This is a genomic window from Leptolyngbya sp. KIOST-1 (genome assembly GCF_000763385.1).
Taxonomy (GTDB): Bacteria; Cyanobacteriota; Cyanobacteriia; order Phormidesmidales; family Phormidesmidaceae; genus Nodosilinea.
On sequence record NZ_JQFA01000002.1, the window covers coordinates 836,713 to 854,734 of the forward strand.

At 62.3% G+C, this 18,022-nt stretch carries 19 protein-coding genes; 9 read left to right on the forward strand and 10 right to left on the reverse strand.

Going from position 1 to position 18,022, the window contains the following annotated elements:
• Window positions 1-29 precede the first annotated feature (29 nt).
• Complete coding sequence (locus NF78_RS03735; protein ID WP_035984940.1) at window positions 30-755, forward strand: Bax inhibitor-1 family protein; 726 nt, start codon at window positions 30-32, stop codon at window positions 753-755.
• A gap of 239 nt (window positions 756-994) precedes the next feature.
• Here NF78_RS03735 and NF78_RS03740 read toward each other — a convergent pair whose 3' ends face one another.
• Window positions 995-2,635, reverse strand: a complete 1,641-nt coding sequence (locus NF78_RS03740; RefSeq protein WP_081972496.1) for a flavin monoamine oxidase family protein — start codon at window positions 2,633-2,635, stop codon at window positions 995-997.
• 354 nt (window positions 2,636-2,989) lie between these two features.
• On the opposite strand from NF78_RS03740, the gene gatA reads away from it, so the two are divergent.
• The 3 genes from gatA (at window position 2,990) to NF78_RS03755 (ending at window position 6,344) form a co-directional block, all read left to right on the forward strand.
• Entirely contained in the window at window positions 2,990-4,435 is a 1,446-nt protein-coding gene (gatA, locus tag NF78_RS03745; protein WP_035984941.1) for an Asp-tRNA(Asn)/Glu-tRNA(Gln) amidotransferase subunit GatA, read from the forward strand.
• Between the two features lie 233 nt (window positions 4,436-4,668).
• On the forward strand, window positions 4,669-5,586 hold the full coding sequence (locus NF78_RS03750) for an alpha/beta hydrolase (RefSeq protein ID WP_225885221.1): 918 nt from the start codon (window positions 4,669-4,671) through the stop codon (window positions 5,584-5,586).
• Between the two features lie 143 nt (window positions 5,587-5,729).
• On the forward strand, window positions 5,730-6,344 hold the full coding sequence (locus NF78_RS03755) for an exopolysaccharide biosynthesis protein (RefSeq protein ID WP_035984942.1): 615 nt from the start codon (window positions 5,730-5,732) through the stop codon (window positions 6,342-6,344).
• A gap of 199 nt (window positions 6,345-6,543) precedes the next feature.
• Here the strand turns inward: NF78_RS03755 and NF78_RS03760 are convergent, their stop codons facing one another.
• On the reverse strand, window positions 6,544-8,649 hold the full coding sequence (locus tag NF78_RS03760) for a S8 family serine peptidase (RefSeq protein ID WP_035984943.1): 2,106 nt from the start codon (window positions 8,647-8,649) through the stop codon (window positions 6,544-6,546).
• A 184-nt stretch (window positions 8,650-8,833) separates the two neighbouring features.
• Here NF78_RS03760 and NF78_RS03765 point away from each other — a divergent pair, with 184 nt between their 5' ends.
• The 3 genes from NF78_RS03765 to grxD all read left to right on the forward strand — a co-directional run bounded on the left by NF78_RS03765 (window position 8,834) and on the right by grxD (window position 10,263).
• A complete protein-coding gene (locus NF78_RS03765; RefSeq protein WP_035984944.1) occupies window positions 8,834-9,418 on the forward strand; it encodes a hypothetical protein in 585 nt (194 codons plus the stop codon).
• Window positions 9,419-9,557: 139 nt separating this feature from the next.
• The gene (locus NF78_RS03770) at window positions 9,558-9,824 is read left to right on the forward strand and encodes a BolA family protein (RefSeq protein ID WP_035984945.1); all 267 of its coding nucleotides are present in this window, start codon (window positions 9,558-9,560) and stop codon (window positions 9,822-9,824) included.
• A 115-nt stretch (window positions 9,825-9,939) separates the two neighbouring features.
• On the forward strand, window positions 9,940-10,263 hold the full coding sequence (grxD, locus tag NF78_RS03775; RefSeq protein ID WP_035984946.1) for a Grx4 family monothiol glutaredoxin: 324 nt from the start codon (window positions 9,940-9,942) through the stop codon (window positions 10,261-10,263).
• 128 nt (window positions 10,264-10,391) lie between these two features.
• Here grxD and NF78_RS03780 read toward each other — a convergent pair whose 3' ends face one another.
• Window positions 10,392-11,420, reverse strand: coding sequence for an aromatic ring-hydroxylating oxygenase subunit alpha (locus NF78_RS03780; RefSeq protein WP_035984947.1), 1,029 nt, complete (start codon window positions 11,418-11,420; stop codon window positions 10,392-10,394).
• 150 nt (window positions 11,421-11,570) lie between these two features.
• Between NF78_RS03780 and NF78_RS03785 the strand changes: the two genes are divergently transcribed.
• A complete protein-coding gene (locus tag NF78_RS03785) occupies window positions 11,571-13,076 on the forward strand; it encodes an MFS transporter (RefSeq protein WP_072015959.1) in 1,506 nt (501 codons plus the stop codon).
• On the opposite strand, the gene NF78_RS03790 is transcribed toward NF78_RS03785, so the two are convergent.
• From NF78_RS03790 to NF78_RS03810, 6 genes are all read right to left on the reverse strand, one after another.
• On the reverse strand, window positions 13,063-15,099 hold the full coding sequence (locus NF78_RS03790; RefSeq protein WP_035984948.1) for a ribonuclease catalytic domain-containing protein: 2,037 nt from the start codon (window positions 15,097-15,099) through the stop codon (window positions 13,063-13,065). The two genes, NF78_RS03785 and NF78_RS03790, sit on opposite strands and share 14 nt — an antisense overlap.
• 35 nt (window positions 15,100-15,134) lie before the next feature.
• Complete coding sequence (gene rpsR / locus NF78_RS03795; protein ID WP_017298240.1) at window positions 15,135-15,350, reverse strand: 30S ribosomal protein S18; 216 nt, start codon at window positions 15,348-15,350, stop codon at window positions 15,135-15,137.
• A gap of 9 nt (window positions 15,351-15,359) precedes the next feature.
• Complete coding sequence (gene rpmG, locus NF78_RS28965) at window positions 15,360-15,548, reverse strand: 50S ribosomal protein L33 (RefSeq protein WP_072015960.1); 189 nt, start codon at window positions 15,546-15,548, stop codon at window positions 15,360-15,362.
• A 212-nt stretch (window positions 15,549-15,760) separates the two neighbouring features.
• Complete coding sequence (locus tag NF78_RS03800) at window positions 15,761-16,255, reverse strand: 3'-5' exonuclease (RefSeq protein WP_035984949.1); 495 nt, start codon at window positions 16,253-16,255, stop codon at window positions 15,761-15,763.
• 30 nt (window positions 16,256-16,285) lie between these two features.
• A complete protein-coding gene (locus NF78_RS03805; protein ID WP_035984950.1) occupies window positions 16,286-16,918 on the reverse strand; it encodes a hypothetical protein in 633 nt (210 codons plus the stop codon).
• A 135-nt stretch (window positions 16,919-17,053) separates the two neighbouring features.
• Entirely contained in the window at window positions 17,054-17,416 is a 363-nt protein-coding gene (locus NF78_RS03810) for an arsenic resistance protein (protein WP_035984951.1), read from the reverse strand.
• A 120-nt stretch (window positions 17,417-17,536) separates the two neighbouring features.
• Here NF78_RS03810 and NF78_RS32810 point away from each other — a divergent pair, with 120 nt between their 5' ends.
• Entirely contained in the window at window positions 17,537-17,671 is a 135-nt protein-coding gene (locus tag NF78_RS32810) for a hypothetical protein (RefSeq protein WP_263970540.1), read from the forward strand.
• Here the strand turns inward: NF78_RS32810 and NF78_RS03815 are convergent.
• Window positions 17,668-18,009: a DMT family transporter gene (locus NF78_RS03815; RefSeq protein WP_052049740.1), complete on the reverse strand. Its 342-nt coding sequence runs from the start codon at window positions 18,007-18,009 to the stop codon at window positions 17,668-17,670. The two genes, NF78_RS32810 and NF78_RS03815, sit on opposite strands and share 4 nt — an antisense overlap.
• Window positions 18,010-18,022 lie beyond the last annotated feature (13 nt).

Here is an 18,022-nt window from a genome sequence, read left to right on the forward strand (position 1 = left end):
AATCTACTTCGTCGTATGAGGATAGGGCTTTGAGTAATACCAGCAACTTTCGTGAAGCCATTAACAAGGCCAGGGGGCAGTCCCTAGTCGGCCCCAACGTTGTTAAAAATGCCCTGCCCTTTGTTGGTGGTGGCCTGATCTTAACCGCCCTGGGTTCCTTTGGCGGTTTGAGTGTGATGGCTAGCAATCCGGCCATCTTTATGCCCACGTTTTGGGTCGCCCTGATTGCCCAACTGGTGCTCTTCTTTGTGGCCATGAACATCGCAGCCAAGGGCAACAATGGCACCGCCCTGCCCCTGCTGGCCACCTACAGCCTGCTGACGGGCTACACCCTGAGCGGTCTGCTGGCTGTGGCCCTGGGCACCGCCGGGGTTGGCATTATGGGCATTGGGTCGGCGGCGCTGGCCTGCGGCGTGGTGTTCATTGCCGCCCGCCAGATTGGCTCCAATCTGTCTGAGGAAGACGGCTTTGCCCTGACCAAAACCATCGGCATCGGCGTTGTCGCCGTGCTGCTGGCGGTGGTCGGTCAGTTTATCTTTAGCCTGTTCGGCGGCCCCATTCCTCAGTTCCTGGACATTGCGATCTCTGGCCTGGGCGTACTCGTGTTCTGCGGCGCTTCGGTGGTGGACTTTTTCATCCTGCCCCGCACCTACAAAGACGAGCAGTATCTGTCGGCGGCCCTGTCGATGTACCTCACCTACATCAACCTGTTTGTGTTCATTCTGCGCCTGCTGATCGCCATCAACCGTGACTAGTCGCGCAAAACTGAGTTGGCAACACCTGGCCTGGGTTGAGCCAAATTAAGTGACCCTTTAATACCAAAGGCCCTGGAACGATTAAATTCCAGGGCCTTTCTTTTTGTGGGTTCTTTTTGTAGGGGCATTGCACTGCAATGCCCCACGAAATCCCTGGTGTGGATGTTCAGGTTTAAAGCAAACCTGCAACACCTCTCGGTGGGGCAAACAGCTGTTTGCCCCGCCCCAACCTTCATACTTCAAGTCAGTCCCTGGACGGGTGAGTGAGGTTGCCGGCCCAGTTCCAAATGGGAGCCGGTTACAGGCGGCGAAGCGATCGCCCCATAGATAGCCGCCGCCGCCAGTCGCCCGGTCTGGGCGGCCCCGTTCATGTAGCCGTAGTACTCATCGCTGAACTGCTCCCCGGCAAAGGCCAGGTTGCCCACCGTCACCGTCTGGCGCACCGCCGGGTCGTCCGCCTCCACGTAGAGGTAGTCCTTGAACCGGGTGTACTGCCCCGGCCGGAAGGTGCTGTAGGCCCCGTCGAAGTCTGGGTCCTGAGCCCAGGCGGTGCGGGCATAGCGATCGCCCGCCGCCGCCGCCAGCTCCCGCAGGTAGGGCACTGTGCGCCGCACCAGCTCCCGTCCCCGCTCAGTCACCGGACCCTCGGCCCCGCCCAGCTCGTCGCCGCCCAAAAAGAAGGTCAGCACCCCCTGGTGGTGGTCGCGCTGGCGCTGGGTGTCGTCCCACAGGCCGCTGTAGCCCATGTCGCTCCAGGCTCCGCCGGTAAACCCCTGGGGCTGAAGCCAGGGGCGATGGGTGAACCCGGCAAAGATCTTCTCGTTGCGGCCTGGGCCACACTCGGCAATGAACTGGCCCAGGGTGGAGGGCAGATCCACCGCCAGATCTACCCGCCGCAGGGCCGGCAGCGGCAGGGCCAGCACCACATAATCGGCCTCCACGGTGCCCCGGTTGAACGCCAGGCAAAAACCCTGGCCCTGGGACCGGAGCGATCGCAGCCGCCAGCCCGTTTGCACCGGGGTTTGCAGCCGGGCCGCCAGGGCCTGGGGAATTTGCCCCGTCCCCCCCTGCACCAGAAACAGCTCGTCTGCCCCCAAGGGCTCGGCCCGGTGGTTGCGCACCTGGGGTAGGTTAAAGAGCAGCTGCAGCGCCGACGACTGGTGGGCCTCGACCCCGTACTCGGTGCGAATGGTGGCGCAGAGCAGCGAGCCCACGTACCGCTCGCTCAGCAGGTCGCGGTGCAGGGCCAGGTAGTCGGCCACCGACAGGGCATCGAACTGGGGCGCGTAGCGGTCAAAGTCCACCATCAGCAGGCCCGCATCCCGCCCGATCTGCCGGGCCAGGGGCGTCATCGCCGCCACCAGTTCGTCCTCGGCGATCGCCCGCCCCTCAAAGTAAAAGGCCGCCTCCGGAAAGGGCAGGGTGGCGGTCAGGCTGCGGCGATCGAACAGCTCCAGACCCAGCTCCTCCACCAGCGCCAGCATGTCGCGGTGGTCGGAGTTGATAAACGCTGCCCCCAGGTCATTCACCAACCCCGGCATCACCAGCCCGGCCCGCGACTGAATGCGCCCGCCCACGTAGGGTTTGGCCTCGTAGACCGTAGCCGCCAGGCCCAGCTTTTGGAGGGTGTAGGCGGCATTGAGGCCCGCCAGGCCGCCGCCAACAATGGCGATGCGGGGCGATCGCCCCGCATCGCCCTGGGGCAGGTTGCCATCGATGGCCAGAGCCGCCGCCAGGGCCGAGCAGCGCAGCATCTGCCGCCGCGATAGGGTCACCCCCGCTGCCGGGTTAGTTGGTTTAAAGGGTTCAGCGTCGTCCTCAGCCGAAGAGGCCTTTGCAACGGCCTGTCGCAAAAGCTGAAATAACCGGGTGTGTGCCATAAAAGAGGCCGGACTTCACCGCCTGCCCCACCCTGGAAAGATGCGGGCCCCAGGCAGCAAACCGACGCAATGTAGGTGAATTGACGCTCCCTATTCTAGCTGCTGGGCCTTGCCCTTGAGAGTTCTCACCGTTGTCGAGGTAAATGGTTCTCGGCTTTGATGTCGCTCAGGGCCATAGCTGTAGCCGCTTTCTAAAGCCGATTGCAGTATCAAACGGTCACCTATGGCGTTTGGCACCCTGTCCCCTTTCACCTGGCCTGCGGACAATTGCGATGTCTGGGCGATGCCGTCACTCCTTATACTGGTACATTGGTGCCGTTGTTGCCGCCCCCAGATACGTTCTCAAGGAGTGCCATGTCAGTCATTCGTAGCCTGCATCAGCAGTTGGTTAGCAAAGCGCAATCGGCGGTGGAGATCACCCAGGGCTACCTCGACCAGATCGCCGCCCTGGAACCGACGATCCACAGCTACCTGACCGTCACTGGCGAGCAGGCCCTGGCCCAGGCGCAGGCGGTGGACGATCGCATTGCCGCCGGAGAAGACATTGGCCTGTTGACGGGTATTCCCATCGCCCTGAAGGACAACCTCTGCACCCAGGGCGTCCGCACCACCTGCGGCTCCAAGATTTTGGAGAACTTCGTGCCGCCCTACGAGTCCACCGTCACGGGGCGGCTGCGGGACGCGGGGGCGATCGCCCTGGGCAAGACCAACCTGGACGAGTTTGCGATGGGCAGCTCCACCGAAAACTCGGCCTACCAGATCACGGGCAACCCCTGGGATGTGAGCCGCGTCCCCGGTGGGTCCTCCGGGGGGTCGGCGGCGGCGGTGGCGGCTGGAGAGTGCGCCGTCGCCCTGGGGTCCGATACGGGCGGGTCCATTCGTCAGCCCGCCTCTTTTTGCGGCGTGGTGGGGCTGAAGCCCACCTATGGCTTGGTGTCGCGCTTTGGCCTGGTGGCCTACGCCTCCTCCCTCGATCAGATCGGTCCGCTGACCCGCACCGTGGAAGATGCTGCGATTTTGCTGGGGGGCATTGCCGGGTACGACTCTAACGACTCCACCAGCCTGAATGTCAGCGTTCCCGACTATACCCAGTGCCTGAAAACCGACCTCAAGGGCCGCCGGGTGGGCATCATCACCGAAACCTTTGCCGCCGAGGGCATTGACCCCGCCGTGCGGGCCGCCACCGAAAAAGCGATCCAGCAGCTCAAGGATCTGGGGGCGGAGATTCAGGAGATTTCCTGCCCTCGCTTCCCCTACGGCCTACCCACCTACTACATCATTGCCCCCTCGGAGGCGTCCTCCAACCTGGCCCGCTACGACGGTGTCAAGTACGGCGTCCGCAAGGACACCGACAGCCTGATGGACATGTACACCAAGACCCGCGCCGAGGGCTTTGGGGCCGAGGTAAAGCGGCGGATCATGATTGGCACCTATGCCCTGTCGGCAGGCTACTACGACGCTTACTATCTCAAGGCTCAAAAGGTGCGGACTTTGATCAAGCAGGACTTTGAAACCGCCTTTGGCCGGGTGGATGTGCTGGTGTGCCCCACCGCCCCCACCACCGCCTTCAAAGCAGGCGAAAAAGTGGATGACCCGCTCAGCATGTACCTCTCCGACCTGATGACGATTCCGGTGAACCTGGCCGGGTTGCCGGGGCTGAGCCTGCCCTGCGGCTTTGACGACCAGGGACTGCCCATTGGCCTCCAGCTCATCGGCAATGCCCTGCGGGAGGACCTGCTGTTTGAGGTGGGCTACGCCTACGAACAGGCGACGGAGTGGCATCGGCGGGTGCCGGGGTAGGGTGAAGGGGTGGATGGGTGGATGGGTGGATGGGTGGATGGGTGGTAGACACGATAGCGGCTTCCCGTTCGCGGAGCGGTTTCCTGCGGCGTGGGGGTGAAGGGGTAAAGAGGGTGGGAGGAGCCGATTGGCTGGGACTAAACCTTTAGTCACCAAAAAATCGGCACAGGGGAGCATAGGGAATATTGTCCAAATCCCCCATAATAGGGACAAACATTTGGGTGTTCCTGGCGTTGCTGACAGCTACAACTCTGCCTCTGTTTGACTACCTGCCGCCGCTGTCCCCCTACCTACCCGTAGCCCTGATCAAGGTTGTGGTGGGGGTTTTGGGTGTTGCAGGGGTTGTCTATCTTTCGCTGTGTGGGTGGCTGTGGGTGGCCCAGCGGCGGCTGATGTACCTGCCCAGTTCGACCATCGAGATGACTCCGGAGTCCTTTGGCCTGGCCTACAGCGATGTCTGGATTCCGCTCGACGAGCCGGGCGCAAAACTGCACGGCTGGTGGCTACCCACCGACAGCGGCAACCCGCTGACGATTTTGTATCTCCACGGCAATGCTGGCAATGTCTCCAGCAATCTGGGCAAGGCGATCCAGCTGCGATCGCTGGGGTTTTCTGTACTGGCGATCGACTACCGGGGCTTTGGCCTCAGCTCGGGGCCGTTCCCTAGCGAGCAGCGCCTCTACGAAGATGCCCTGGCGGCCTGGCGGTTTTTGGGCGATGAAAAACGAGTTGCTCCCCATCAGCTGGTGGTCTACGGCCACTCCCTGGGCGGCGCGATCGCCATTGAGCTGGCCAGCCACATTCCCCACCTGGCGGGCCTGGTGGTGGAGGCGTCGTTTACCTCCATGGGCGATATGGCCACCCTGTCCCCCTACAACCGCTGGTTTCCGGTGAGTCAGCTGCTCAACCAGCGGTTTGACTCCCTGGCCAAGGTCCGCCGATTGAAGGTGCCCGCCCTATATCTCCACGGCGAGGCCGATGCGTCGGTGCCAGCGGTCATGGGTGAAGCGCTGTACCACGCCAGCGGGGGACCAAAAGCCCTTTGGCTGGTGCCCAATGCCGACCACAACGACCTGACCACCTGGGCTGGCGACGAATTTGGCCAGCGGCTGCACCAGTTTTTCCAAGAGCACGTCTTAGTCAAGCCGTAATCACTACACAGCTCTGCAAAGCTGGTGTGAACCCCCATCGCCCCACCGCTAGAGACGGTGCGCGGTTTGCTATGGTTAGGGCGTGCATCAAATCTGGCTAAGCCCTTTAATATCAGTATTTTTATTCCCCTATAGTTGCTTCTATGGCGCGCCTTTCTACCGAACTTAACCGCTATTTTTTTGAAGAAGTCAGTACGACCCAGGTGAGCCTCAAAGAGATCTTGACCCTGGCTGGCGAGCGCACCTTTGGCTTTTTGTTTGTGCTGCTGGCCCTGCCCTCGGCACTGCCCGTGCCTGCCCCCGGCTACTCCGTCCCGTTTGGGATTGTGCTGTTTTTGCTGGCGGTGCAGCTGATTGTGGGCCGGACTCGCCCCTGGCTGCCGGAGAGCTGGAGCCACAAGCAGTTTGACCTGGGGACGGTACAAAAATTTGTCAAGGCCGGCACCCCCTGGCTGCGGCGGCTGGAGGCCGTTTCCCGGCCCCGGCTGACCCCCATTTGCGCCAGTCCCCCAGGGCGGGTGGTAATTGGCGTCGCCATCGCGCTGATGGCGGTTTCGATGATGCTGCCCATTCCGCTGACCAACACCCTGCCTGCGATCGGTATCTTTGTGACCGGGTTTGGCCTGCTCGACGACGACGGAATGATCAGCGTGGCGGGTCTGGTGCTGTGCCTGATGGGGGGAACGCTGACCTCGCTGATTCTGCTGTTTGGCTACGAGGCGGTAAGAGCCGGGCTGGATCTTGTGCTACAGCGCTAGATCTTGAGTCTGCCACCGCAGGGTCTACCGATTCCTACCGATTCCCTGGCAAAACTGGGGTTTTACAGTTATCGTGCCAACGCTCCAGCGTTGACACCACTTGTCCGGACGCTCTTGAGTCTCCTCAGGACGGGGCGCAGGAGTGCCATTGGGGGCATTATACGCGAAGCGTAGGAACGATAGGGATTGATGGCAGCCCCTAGTTCACCCCCAGGGTGAGCGTCCAGCCCAGCAGGGTGCCGGTGGCTCCGGGGGCGCTGTCTACAACCCGCAGCCGCCAGGTGCCCTGGGCCGGTTGACCAATCAGCCGCACTAGGACTGGAGTGGTTGCCAGGCTGTAGGTCTGGCGCAGTTCCGTCTGTCGCCCCAGGGTCCGCCCCTGCAGCAACACGCTGCTGCCATCGGGTGCAATCAGCGTCAGGCTGAGGTCACCCAAAAACCCATGGTCAACCCTGACCTCTACCTGAATATCGGTAACCGCGCCCGTGGCGGCGATCGCCACGCCGCTCTCCACCCCTCCGAGCTGGTGGTCAGGAATCGCCGCTGGCGTCTGGTTTTGCTGCTGCACCACCCGACCCAGCTGCCGCCCGGCAAAGGCCCGCCGCTGGGCCTCTCGCACCGCCGCCGCCGCATTCACCTTGCCGTAGCCAAACCACTGGGAATGGCCGCTGGCATTGTAGGTGCCGTACTGGAGGCCGAGCTGGGGGTCGGGGTTGCGATCGACAATTTTGTCGGCGGTGGCCTGCAGAATTTCGCGCACCTGTCGGGCGGTCAGATTGGGATTGACCGAGAGCACCAGCCCCGCCACCCCCGCCACCACCGGGCAGGAGCTGGAGGTGCCGCCAAAGGTATTGGTGTAGTCGTCGCTGGAGTAGCCCGCTCCCTGGGTGCGATCGCTGGTGACCATGCCCAACCCCGGCAGCGCCTGCCGCAGGGGCGGGCCGGTAGCCACATTCCCCACCTGGGGCAGGGTCATGCTGGGGGGGGCATTGTTGCTGGGGGCCGCCAGGGCAATGTGCTCACCCCAGTTGCTGTAAGCGGCTTTGGTGCCGAGGCTGGTGGAAGCCGATACCGCGATTACATCGGGGTGAATGGCAAAGCCGCTGAGCCACCGGGTGGGACCGCTCAGCACCGTCTGGGGCCACTGGGTTTCGTTGATGGTGCCGCTGACCGGGCGGTTGGCGTTGCCCGCCGAAAACACAATCACGCAGCCCTTGCCATTGCGTCCGGTGGTGGCTGCCCGGGTGAGGGCATTGGTCTGGCGCAGGGTCAGCGGGAAGTAGGTCGACGCGGGTGACCAGCTACAGGCGATCACCGCCGCCCCCCGCCGCACCGCCTCGTCGAAAATCTGCTCGATCGCGCGATCGTCAATAAAGCCCGTCGTGCGAATGGGCATAAAGGCGCAGCCCGGGGCCACCCCCACAATGCCAATGGCGTTTTCCTCACCGATGGCCAGCCCCGCCACTGCTGTGCCGTGGTTGTCGGTGGGTCGGGTGGGCAGCGGCACAGCGTCGTTGTCCTGCAAATCGAGGGGGGCCACCAGCTTGCCGGTGCCCTGCAGGTCGGGGTGGTTGAGATCAAAGCCATCGTCGCTGACGGCGATCACCACCGATCGCGCCCCGCGCGTAATATCCCAGGCGGCCTCCGCAGAGATGTGGGACCCCGGCGCCAGGCTGTTGCCGCCGCTGTGGGACAGGTGCCACTGCTGCCGGAAGCGATCGTCGGTGGGGCGGTAGAGGCTGTCGGTGGCGATCGCCAGGTTGGGCTCCGCCACCAGCACCCCGTCCAGGGAGACCAGGTGGTTGGCCAGTTTAATTGGGTTTTCAACGGCGGTAGGCGTGACCCGCACCACCCAGGCATTGGAAATACCCGCCAGCGGTTTTTCGATCGCCAGACCCAGACTGCCCAGGGTCGCCTCAATGGTTGCGGCCGCAGTCTCGGGGCTGAACTGCACCGTCAGCTGGTCGGTCAGGTAAACCCAGGTTTGGGGGCTATCGACCAGGCGATAGACATGGCTGGCAAACCGCACCGCTGGGTCGCGACGAACCAGGGCCAGGTCGTTTTCCAGATCGGTCGCTGCCACCTGCCACTCCACCAGTTCCCCCCCAGCTACCGTCCGCAGGGTCAAAGGGTTGAGGCGCTGCCGCAGCGCTGGGAGAGCGGTGGGGTCGTCCAGGCGGATTGTGAACCGGGTGGGCACCTTTTCGAGCCGCAGTTCTTCGCCACCGCGCTGCAAAATTTCGCCCCACAGCGCAGGGCGGGGGCCACCGCTAGGTTCGAGCGGATTGGCAGGGGAGGCGGACATGGGCAATGGGCCAGCGGCGAGAACGGTTGCCCCCTAAATTGGTCTGAGGCCGGGCGATGGCGTGACGGTAGTTCCCTTGGGTCAGTTGTCTGACTGGGCCACCCGATCGGTGCTACACCATACTGAGATGATAAGATACCCCAGTAAATTCCTGTTCGGTTGTCCCTCACCCCCCTTGTAGTTCATGGTCGCTTCTCCTAATTTTTTGCGTTACACCTTAGGCGGTTGGGCCGCTGCGGCATTGTCGATAGCCCTGGTTGGGGGGTTGTCTGGAACAGCGCTGGCTCAGGCGGGCAGTGCCGACCCGGTGCGTCCGCTCAATCAGGCTTCCAGCTCCCTGAGCATTGCCTCGGGGCAGCAGTTGATGACCGAAGCCAGCGCCGCGATCGCCGAGCAAAACTACACCCTGGCCGAAGAAAAACTGAGGCAGGCCCGCGAGAGCTTTAACCAGATCTCGACCTACTACCAGGAGCTGGCCCAGATGTTTGTCGGCATCGACACCCGAATCAACCGCAGCAATCGCGAAAGAGCTCTGGAAACAGCTCAGCTGCGGGATCAGGCCTCCTACCAGCTGGCCCTGGTTCACCGCGCCCAGAACCAACCCAACCAGGCGGTGCCCCTGCTGATGGAGATTCTGCGCAGCCAGCAGCCAACTCGGGAACTGGGCCAGCGCGCCTATCAGCAGCTGTTTGAGCTTGGCTTCGTCGATGAGCCCTACGCCGGGCGCGCCGCCAACACCCCCGCCGCTCCTGCCACCCCCGCCGAGTAGGCAGTTCGGGTCTTCATCTCTCTTGCTCATCCATAGCCAAATTCAATTCCTGCCGGGTTAAGTACTGGGCATTTGACCTGGCAATATGGGTTTAGGGAATTTGAGTACCCCGCTACCTACCCTAAAAGGAAACCGTGCCATGATTACTCCCGATCAGGTTAGCGCCATGATTAAAGCTGGCCTTCCCGATGCCGACGTGCAGGTGCAAGATCTGACCGGCGGCGGCGACCACTACCAGGTGGTAGTGGTGTCGTCACAGTTTGAGGGGCGCAGCCTGGTGCAGCAGCACCAGCTGGTGTACGGGGCCGTACGCGAAGCCATGTCCTCCGAAGCCATCCATGCGCTAGCCTTGAAGACGTACACTCCAGGCGACTGGGCTGCTCAAGGTGCCGCTCAAAGCGCCTAAGTTCCCCGCTAAAACCACTCTGTAAGCTTTGGACTCAGGCAAAAGCCTGGTTTTTGAACAAGGTCTAGGCCCGGATTTCTTCAACCGTTCCCCATTCTGCAAAGGTATCGACGCCATGGATTCGGCAACCAAAGAAAAACTCGACCAGCTGATTCAAAACAACACCATCATGGTGTTTATGAAGGGCAACAAGCTAATGCCCCAGTGCGGGTTCTCCAACAACGTGGTGCAAATTCTCAACGTGCTGGGCGTTCCCTTCGAAACGGTTGACGTGCTGGCCGATCCAGACATTCGCCAGGGCATCAAAGAGTATTCCAACTGGCCCACAATTCCCCAGGTGTACATCAACGGTGAGTTCATCGGCGGCTCCGACATCCTGATCGAGCTGTACCAGAACGGCAAGCTTCAGGAAATGGTCGAGATCGCCCTGGCATCCTAGGGCGAGTCATCATTAGGAGTAAATACGACCCGAGATGGCGTTGCTGAATCGCGGTATCGGTTTGGCTAGGGGCAAACGATCGTTTGCCCCTAGCTTTTGAAGGGGCTGGGTTTAACTCCTGCCATCGGTCAAGCCGTGTAGATCGCGCCCAGACCGAGCGATCGCAGCCCCCGGCGGTAGGTAATAGACGTCTTATCGGCCCCGATGTGGGATTCTGCCGCCATATCCAGGGGCAGGTCTTCGGGGTATTGGGCTTCTACCACTTCCTTGTCCTCCTCAAACACCTGGTAGTTAAACTCGTACACCGGCTCCAGGGGCATATCCTTGTCGAAGTTGCGGCAAATCGGCACAAACACGCGGGTTTTGCGGGCCGACACCGGGCTGGCCGCGTTTAGAATGCACAGCCGCCCCTGCCCCGGAAAGTGCACCGTGAGCCGCGCCGCAAAGGGCAGAAATACCTCAAACACCCGCAGCCACTTAAAGTCCGCCGGTGCCCGGTCCTGCATGGCCTTGGGGAAATTGCTCACGGTGCTGAGGTATTCCGCCCGCAGCCCGTGCTCGGTCGCCACCACCTCGTAGCGGGGCACCACCGGATTGTTGATGTCGCCAAAGGTTTCGGTGTGCACCCAGGCAAAGTGAGCCACGTCTAAAAAGCCCTCTATCTGCCGCCCCGCCGCCGCCTCGAGGTCCACCGCCTGGGGCAAAATTTGCTGATACTCGGGGTCGTCCCACTCGGGCAGGGCGGGCAGGGGGTACAGGTTGCCACCACTGAGGTTGGTCCAGATCAGGCCATAGGCCTCTTGCACCGGGTAGGTTTTCAGGCACAGCTTTTTAGGAATACTGGCCTCGGGGTTGGCCGGCACCTTGACGCACTGCCCATCGGCGGAGTAGTGAAAGCCGTGGTACTTACACACCAGCTCATCCCCCGACACCCAGCCCAGGCTGAGGGGCACACCCCGATGCAGACAGATATCGTTGGCAACCGATAGGCCGCCGCTGGTGCGCCAGATCACCAGTCGCTGGTCCAGCAGGGTTGCGGTGACAGGCCGATCGCTGACATCGCGGCTAAAGGCAATCGGATACCAGAACGGGTAGAGGGCATCCCAATCGGACTCGGTAAAGGTGCATCCCCTGGGGTAAATCTGCTGATGGGCCATGGTCGTGCCTAAAGAACTCTGCGTCAGCAATAGCAGACCGCAAAACCGCACGTCTGACGCCAGCAATACAGCCTGGGGGGAGTATTGCTAACGCCATAAGTTGCCGGGGCCAAAGCTTGCTAGGGTGAAGCCAAACCCATCGCCAACACCATGCCTGCGCCTGCCTCCGCTTTACCCGCTGACTTTCAGCAGCGCCTCGATCGCTCCGCTATTACCCGCCCCATGGTGGTGCCGTGGCTGCTGGCCGCCAGCCTGATTGCCCTCGATGGGTTCGACTTTTTTATCATCGGGGTGGCGCTGCCCTTTTTACAGCGGGACTTCAGCCTGGGGCCAGCGGCGGTTGGCGCTGTGGCTTCGGCGGCGGTGGCCGGCTCGCTGGTGGGCTCCCTCACCCTCGGCCCCCTGACCGATCGGGTTGGCCGGCAGCCCATGCTGGTGGCGGATGTAGTGCTGTTTGTGGTGGCGACCGCTGGCACCGCCCTGGCCTGGAACCTGGCCTCCCTGGTGGCATTTCGCTTTCTGGTGGGGGTTGGCATTGGGGCCGACTACCCGATCAGCGTGGCCTATATCGTGGAAAACGTGCCCAGCCGCCACCGCAACCGCCTGGTCATTGGCGCGTTTTCATTTCAGGCGGTGGGGGCCCTGGTGGGGGCGATCGCCGGGCTGCTGGTAATGCAGACATTCAACCGGGTCTACCCCGGCGATGAGCTGGTGGCGATTCACTACGCCTGGCGCTGGATCTCGGCGATCGGGGTGGCCCTGGCGATCGCGGTGGCCCTGCTGCGGCTCTGGATCCCCCTGGAAAGCCCGGCCTACCTGCTGGCCAAGGGAGACTACGCCAGGGCATCGGCGGCGGCGACTACCCTTCTGGGTACCCCCACAACCTTCCAGCCCGACCCAGCCACGCCCCCCGCCGCCGCTCGCCCCTCCTACCGCGATCTCTTTGCCCCGGCCTACCGCCGCCAGACGATTCTGGCGGCGGTGCCGTGGTTTTTGCAGGATATTGCCACCTACGGGGTGGGCATTTTTACCCCAGTTATTCTGGGGGCGCTGGCGTTTGGTGGAGCGGCGGGCCTCATGCCCCAAACAATGGCTGCAGCCCAGGGCTCGGCTGTCGTCGACCTATTTTTGATCGGGGGCTTTTTGCTGGCGCTGCTGCTGGTGCAGCCCCTGGGGCCAATCGTGCTGCAAATTACGGGCTTTTTGGGGATGGCGGTAGGGCTGGGGTTGCTGGCGGCCTCCACCGGCCTGCCCCCAGGCAGCCCCACGGCCCTGGGGCTGGTGTTTGGCGGCTTTTTGCTATTTAACCTGCTGATGAATGCTGGCCCCAACGCCACCACCTTTTTGCTTTCGGGGGCGGTTTTTCCAGCCCCCATTCGGGCCAGTGGGGCAGGCCTGGCCGCAGCGGTGGCCAAGGCCGGGGCTGTAGTGGGTACGCTGGGGCTGCCGATTTTGCAGCAGACCCTGGGGCTGGCTCCGATGCTGGAGCTGCTGGCGGGCCTGTGCGGGGTGGCGGCGCTGATCACCTTTGTCTTTCGGGTGGATACCAGTGCTGGGCAGCGGGGTGACCTGCCGCATCAGCTGCCCCGACCGATCGCACCGCTCCTCAACGGTAGGAGGCTTTGGCCCAGGTGCCCAGCCCCTAGCCAGCGGTGACCACCGCCGCCGACTCCTCGCTTTCGGCCACCTCTTCAAAGCGAATTACGTCCTGGCGGGGGCTGGCGTGGCTGACCCGCACCTGGAGCTGTTCACCCAGGGCTACGGCCCGGTTGAAGCGCATCGCCAGCTCCAGCCCCAGGTCTTCGACCATGATTAGCCCTAGCCCCTCGTCCTCCCGCAGCCAGCGCAGCAGCATCACCTCCCAGACTCGATCCTGGTGGCGGCGCAGGTACTCCAGCGCCCAGTAGCGCTTGGTCTGTCGCTCGACCAGGGTGGCCTCGTAGGCGGCGGAGCTGGCCCCGATCGCCAGTTCGGTCACTTCGGTCGAGGAAAAGGGCAGCGGCTCGCCCCGCAGGTGGGCCTTGAGCTGAAAGTGGGTAACCAGGTCGAGGTAGCGGCGAATGGGGGAGGTCACCTGGCTGTAACTGTCCAGCCCCAGGGTGGCGTGGCGGCTGGGGGTGACGCCCACTTCGCTCCGGGTCATGCAGCGGCGAATGGCGGAGTCGCGCACCCAGCCCGTGGGTAGCGAGATCAGCTCTTCGTCGGAGGGCAGCTCGGGCTGGGGCTGGCTGCGAAAGGGAATGGCCAGGGCATGGGTCTGACCGTAGCGGGCGGCGGCTTCCCCAGCCAGAATCATCATTTCGGCCACCATTTGCCGCGCCATCGAGTCGTTGAACACCTCGATCACAATGTCGTCGCCCGCCCCGGACACCTTGATGCTGGACTCGGGCATGTTGATGTTGATAGCACCCTGGGTCAGCCGCCACTGGCCGCGCACCTTGGCCCAGTGGGCCAGCCCCTGCAGCTCCGGCTCGGCGGTAATGCCCAGCTCCAGCATTTCGTCCACATCGTCGTAGGTGAGACGGTAGGTGGGGCGAATCAGGGTGGGGTGAATGTGGTAGTCCTGAATGTCCCCCTCAGGGCTGAGGGTGATGCCAAAGCTGAGGGCGCAGCAGGTTTGGCCCTGAAGCAGGCTCATGGCTCCGGTGGCCAGCTCCAGCGGAAACATGGGAATCATGCCGGTGGGCAGGTAAACCGTGGTGCAGCGACGGCGGGCCTCCAGGTCGAGATCGTCCCCCGGCAGCAGCCAGCGGGTGGGGTCAGCGATGTGCACCCAGAGGCGCTGGCTGCCATCGGCCAGGGTTTCCAGGCTGAGCCCGTCGTCGATTTCCTGGGTGCTGGCGTCGTCTACCGTGTAGACCTTGAGGTCAGTGAGGTCTAGCCGCTGAGCGTCTGGGTCAGGGGGCGGAGACTGAAGCCGCTGCTGCGCCATGACAAGGGTTTCCTCAGAAAAGTGGCTGGGGACTTGGCTGCGGCGCAGGGCCAGATTTTCGTGGATGCTCCACAGTCCCAGTGCCACTAGGGTATCAAATGCGCCCGCCGCTGTCGGGGCCACACCCAGCGCGTTCAAAATTTCTGCCGCCTGGGTGCGCTGGCTGGACTCATCGCCAAAGAGGGCCAGACGTTCGAGGGTTTCGAGCCGGGGCCGATCGCCTTTTTCCCAGGCCACGGTTTTGCCCGCCAGCCCCTGGCGAGCCTTGGTCATAAACGACTCCCACTCCTGCTGGCGCTGGGTTTCGCGCTCAATTTGCAGGCGCAGTTCCTCGACCTGGGCCACAGGGCGGGGTTCGTAGCGATCGCCCTTCTGCTTAAAAAAAACTTTGTCTTCTGCCAACAGCCGGTGGGCCGCGTAGCAAAACGCGGGGCTTTGGTCTGAGAACAACAACTGCGCCAAAGCCGCCGGGTCGGCAGACTCCCCGGCTTCGCTCAAAAACTCCCAGGCAATTTCAAGGCTGGACGGATCGATGTACGACTCAGCCTCGGCGACAAAGGGGCCGATATCGCCAGGTTTATAGGGACCGCCGCTGGCCTCATAGTTGAAGTCGCGCGGGTGCAGGGTGTGGGCTTGACCACGCTCGTCGATAACCACCCAGTTTTTTTTGCCCTCGGGCCGGTCTACCACCCCTAAACGGGGCTGCCCCTGGTGCTTAAATTCGACTAGCGTTCCTTTGTCAACCAAGCCAACACCCTAGCGATCGCCATCTTTAGCCTAGCCTAGCCTTCCCCATTCACATAGGGCAGCAGGGCAATAATGCGGGCACGCTTGATGGCGGTGGTGAGATCCCGCTGTTGCTTAGCGGTCAAGCCAGTGATGCGGCGAGGCAGAATTTTGCCCCGCTCGGTGATGAACTTGCGGAGCAAATCGACATCTTTATAGTCAATTGGGTCTCCGGGCTTGATTGGAGATACTCGACGACGGAAGTAGGCCATGGGTGATAACTACTTAATTTCTTTGTGGACAGTGTGCTTGTTGCAGTGAGTGCAGAATTTCTTCAGCTCAATGCGGTTCGTCGTGTTGCGACGGTTTTTTTGAGTGGTGTAGCGCGATACACCGTTAGAGCGCTTGTCCGGGTTAGTCCGGCACTCCGTGCACTCCAGGGTAATGACGAGGCGGACGCCTTTAGCCATGACAGTTCACCTGAAAATAGGGCGGGCAAAAAAATAAGACACAGCCTTCTATTATTTCACAGCTGGCCAAAATTCGCCAATTGTGATTTAGCCAGGCTCTGGGCCGGTAGGCGATCGCCCCCGTCGCCTTCCCCGCTTGGGCGGTTGGGTCAGCCCATCGGCGCGATTCGGTCATGTCAGGGAAGGCTGGGTTTATGCCGTTGCTCTTTAGCTTAGGCGGAAGCCTGGGCGGAGGCGATCGCAATCTGAGCGCAGGCCTCGGCGTCGGAGAGGGCGTCGTGATGGTTGAGCGGAATGCCCAGGTAGTCGCACACGTTGGGCAGTTTGGTGGGGCGAATGTTCCAGGCCTGGCGGGCCAGTTTGACCGTACAGACAAACTCGGGGGCTGGCGGCACGATGTCGTAGGCGCGGCAGCAGGCGTAGAGTACGCCGCGATCGAAGGGGGCGTTGTGGGCGGCAAAGAACTCCGCTCCGGCCAGAACGGCCGCTATCTCAGGCCAGTGCTCGGCGAAGTTGGGCTGGTTGGCCACCTGGGCCCAGGTGATGCCGTGGATGTGGGTGAACTCAAATCGGCGGCGGGGCGGCCGAATCAGGTAGTGCACTCGCTTGACCACCTGCCCTGCCTCGACCCGCACCAGCCCAAGGGCGCAGGCGCTATCCGGGTAGCGATCGGCGGTTTCAAAGTCGAGGGCAACGAAGGTCGTCATGGCAAAATTTTTCAGAGCAGCGTTTTTTGCCTATCGAATTGCTCCCAGGGTGTTCTTCCAGCTCAGCTCTTTGCCCAGCACCATCAGTGCCTTCTGGTCGGCTCCGGTGAACAATCCGCTCTCCACCAGTTCGGCCAGCACCTGCTGGGCCAGCTGAGCGGCGAACATCCCTCCCGAGCGGAGCAGGTGGCTGTAGTAGCTAAACTGAGTCTGCCCATCCTGGTTGCAGTGAAAACCGTGCACCTGCTCCGGCGACATTTTGTAGACGGAGGTGTTGGCGGGTACCACCACGGGCGGAATGCCCTGCTTGCCAAAGGTTCGCCCGCTTTCGGTGGATGCCATAGCCCCCACCAGAACCACCCCCAGCAGGGTGCGGGTCTCCTGCACTAGGTCGGGGGTAAACAAGGGGTCGGGTTCGCTGGAGAGGCGCGGCCCGGTATTTAGAAACAGCGGGTTGAACAGCTGCGAGTTATAAATTAGCCCTACCGCCCAGTGGCGATCGCTGTCAAAGCTGACAAACTGGCCAAAGCCGCAGTCCTCTGGCGAGGGCGGTGAGCAGACATCCTGGGCATCGTCAACCTGCACCACATAGTCACAGTGGGAGTTGGACTTCACCACTTTGCCCAGGCGGCAGGGGGGCTTACCGAATAAATCCAGATCCATAGGACGCTCTGGGGATGGAACATGGGTACTTATTGTAGACCGTGTCGCCCCAGATGGTAACGCCGATCTTCCTCCCGATGTAGGGCAAACGCATACTCGAGATGAGAATATTAAGACTCATTTCTAGGAAGTGAGTTATGTGTTCTGCCCAGCCCCTATCGCCGTTAATCGAGCATTTTCAACCATAGTGAAGGGTTTGATCAGCCAGTTCACCGCCAGGGTGAGTAGCACGGGCCGGGGGGTTTGGGCCGCCCGCTTGGCCTGGGCAAAGTCGATCTTCACCATGATCGGGTACATCATGAAAAAGAGACAGATGGCGATCGGTACCGACACCTGGTAGATGCTCATGGCATCCAGGGCGATCGCCACCCCGGGCAGCAGCCGCCCCAGGGCAATGCCAGCCGCAATGCACAGCAGCACCCACAGGGTGAGGTAGCGCTCGAAAATGTTGAGCTGTCCCCCGGCGACTGGGGCAGCGGCAGGCTGTCTGGTGGACATAGAGGTTTGAAGCTAATGATTCTAGGGCCAGTATACATCAATAAAAATTGATATATTGAGCAGTATCCTGTCCTAACGGTTATTACTCTGCAGCAGAAGTCAGTCGACTGTACGGGGACGGTGGTGGCGGCCTGTCTGGTGCGGCTGGGCTACAGCGCTGAGGCGGCGATCGCCACGGTGCAGAGCGTCCACGCCGGGGCCCTTGGCGTAGTCGCCCAGCGGACCTTTATCCACGACTTTGCGGCCCAGACCTAGGGCGGGGCCTCCAGGCTCTTGTCGGGCAGGCTGGCCCAGAGGGTGGTGCCCAAAATAATCGCGCCGCCGACCAGGGTGCGGGGGACGGGCACTTCCCCCAGCAGCAGGGCCGCCAGGGCAATGCCGTAGACCGGCTCCAGGCCGCTGATCACGCTAGCGGTCTGGGCTCGCAGCACCGCCAAACTCTCAATAAATAATGTGTGGGCGACGGCGGTACACAGCACCCCCAGCACCAGCAGCAGGCCCAGGTCCTGGGGTGTCAGGGCCAGGCTGGCCAGGGGGGTGACCAGCAGCAGGCAGAGGAAGGCAAACAGGTCCTGGTAAAAGGCGATCGCCACTGCCCCATACCGC

Coding starts and splice junctions, on each gene's coding strand:
- NF78_RS03740 (WP_081972496.1), bottom strand. CDS start 2,635: ATGGCACACACCCGGTTATTTCAGCTTTTGCGACAGGCCGTTGCAAAG.
- gatA (WP_035984941.1), top strand. CDS start 2,990: ATGTCAGTCATTCGTAGCCTGCATCAGCAGTTGGTTAGCAAAGCGCAA.
- NF78_RS03755 (WP_035984942.1), top strand. CDS start 5,730: ATGGCGCGCCTTTCTACCGAACTTAACCGCTATTTTTTTGAAGAAGTC.
- NF78_RS03760 (WP_035984943.1), bottom strand. CDS start 8,649: ATGTCCGCCTCCCCTGCCAATCCGCTCGAACCTAGCGGTGGCCCCCGC.
- NF78_RS03765 (WP_035984944.1), top strand. CDS start 8,834: ATGGTCGCTTCTCCTAATTTTTTGCGTTACACCTTAGGCGGTTGGGCC.
- NF78_RS03770 (WP_035984945.1), top strand. CDS start 9,558: ATGATTACTCCCGATCAGGTTAGCGCCATGATTAAAGCTGGCCTTCCC.
- grxD (WP_035984946.1), top strand. CDS start 9,940: ATGGATTCGGCAACCAAAGAAAAACTCGACCAGCTGATTCAAAACAAC.
- NF78_RS03780 (WP_035984947.1), bottom strand. CDS start 11,420: ATGGCCCATCAGCAGATTTACCCCAGGGGATGCACCTTTACCGAGTCC.
- NF78_RS03785 (WP_072015959.1), top strand. CDS start 11,571: ATGCCTGCGCCTGCCTCCGCTTTACCCGCTGACTTTCAGCAGCGCCTC.
- rpsR (WP_017298240.1), bottom strand. CDS start 15,350: ATGGCCTACTTCCGTCGTCGAGTATCTCCAATCAAGCCCGGAGACCCA.
- rpmG (WP_072015960.1), bottom strand. CDS start 15,548: ATGGCTAAAGGCGTCCGCCTCGTCATTACCCTGGAGTGCACGGAGTGC.
- NF78_RS03800 (WP_035984949.1), bottom strand. CDS start 16,255: ATGACGACCTTCGTTGCCCTCGACTTTGAAACCGCCGATCGCTACCCG.
- NF78_RS03805 (WP_035984950.1), bottom strand. CDS start 16,918: ATGGATCTGGATTTATTCGGTAAGCCCCCCTGCCGCCTGGGCAAAGTG.
- NF78_RS03810 (WP_035984951.1), bottom strand. CDS start 17,416: ATGTCCACCAGACAGCCTGCCGCTGCCCCAGTCGCCGGGGGACAGCTC.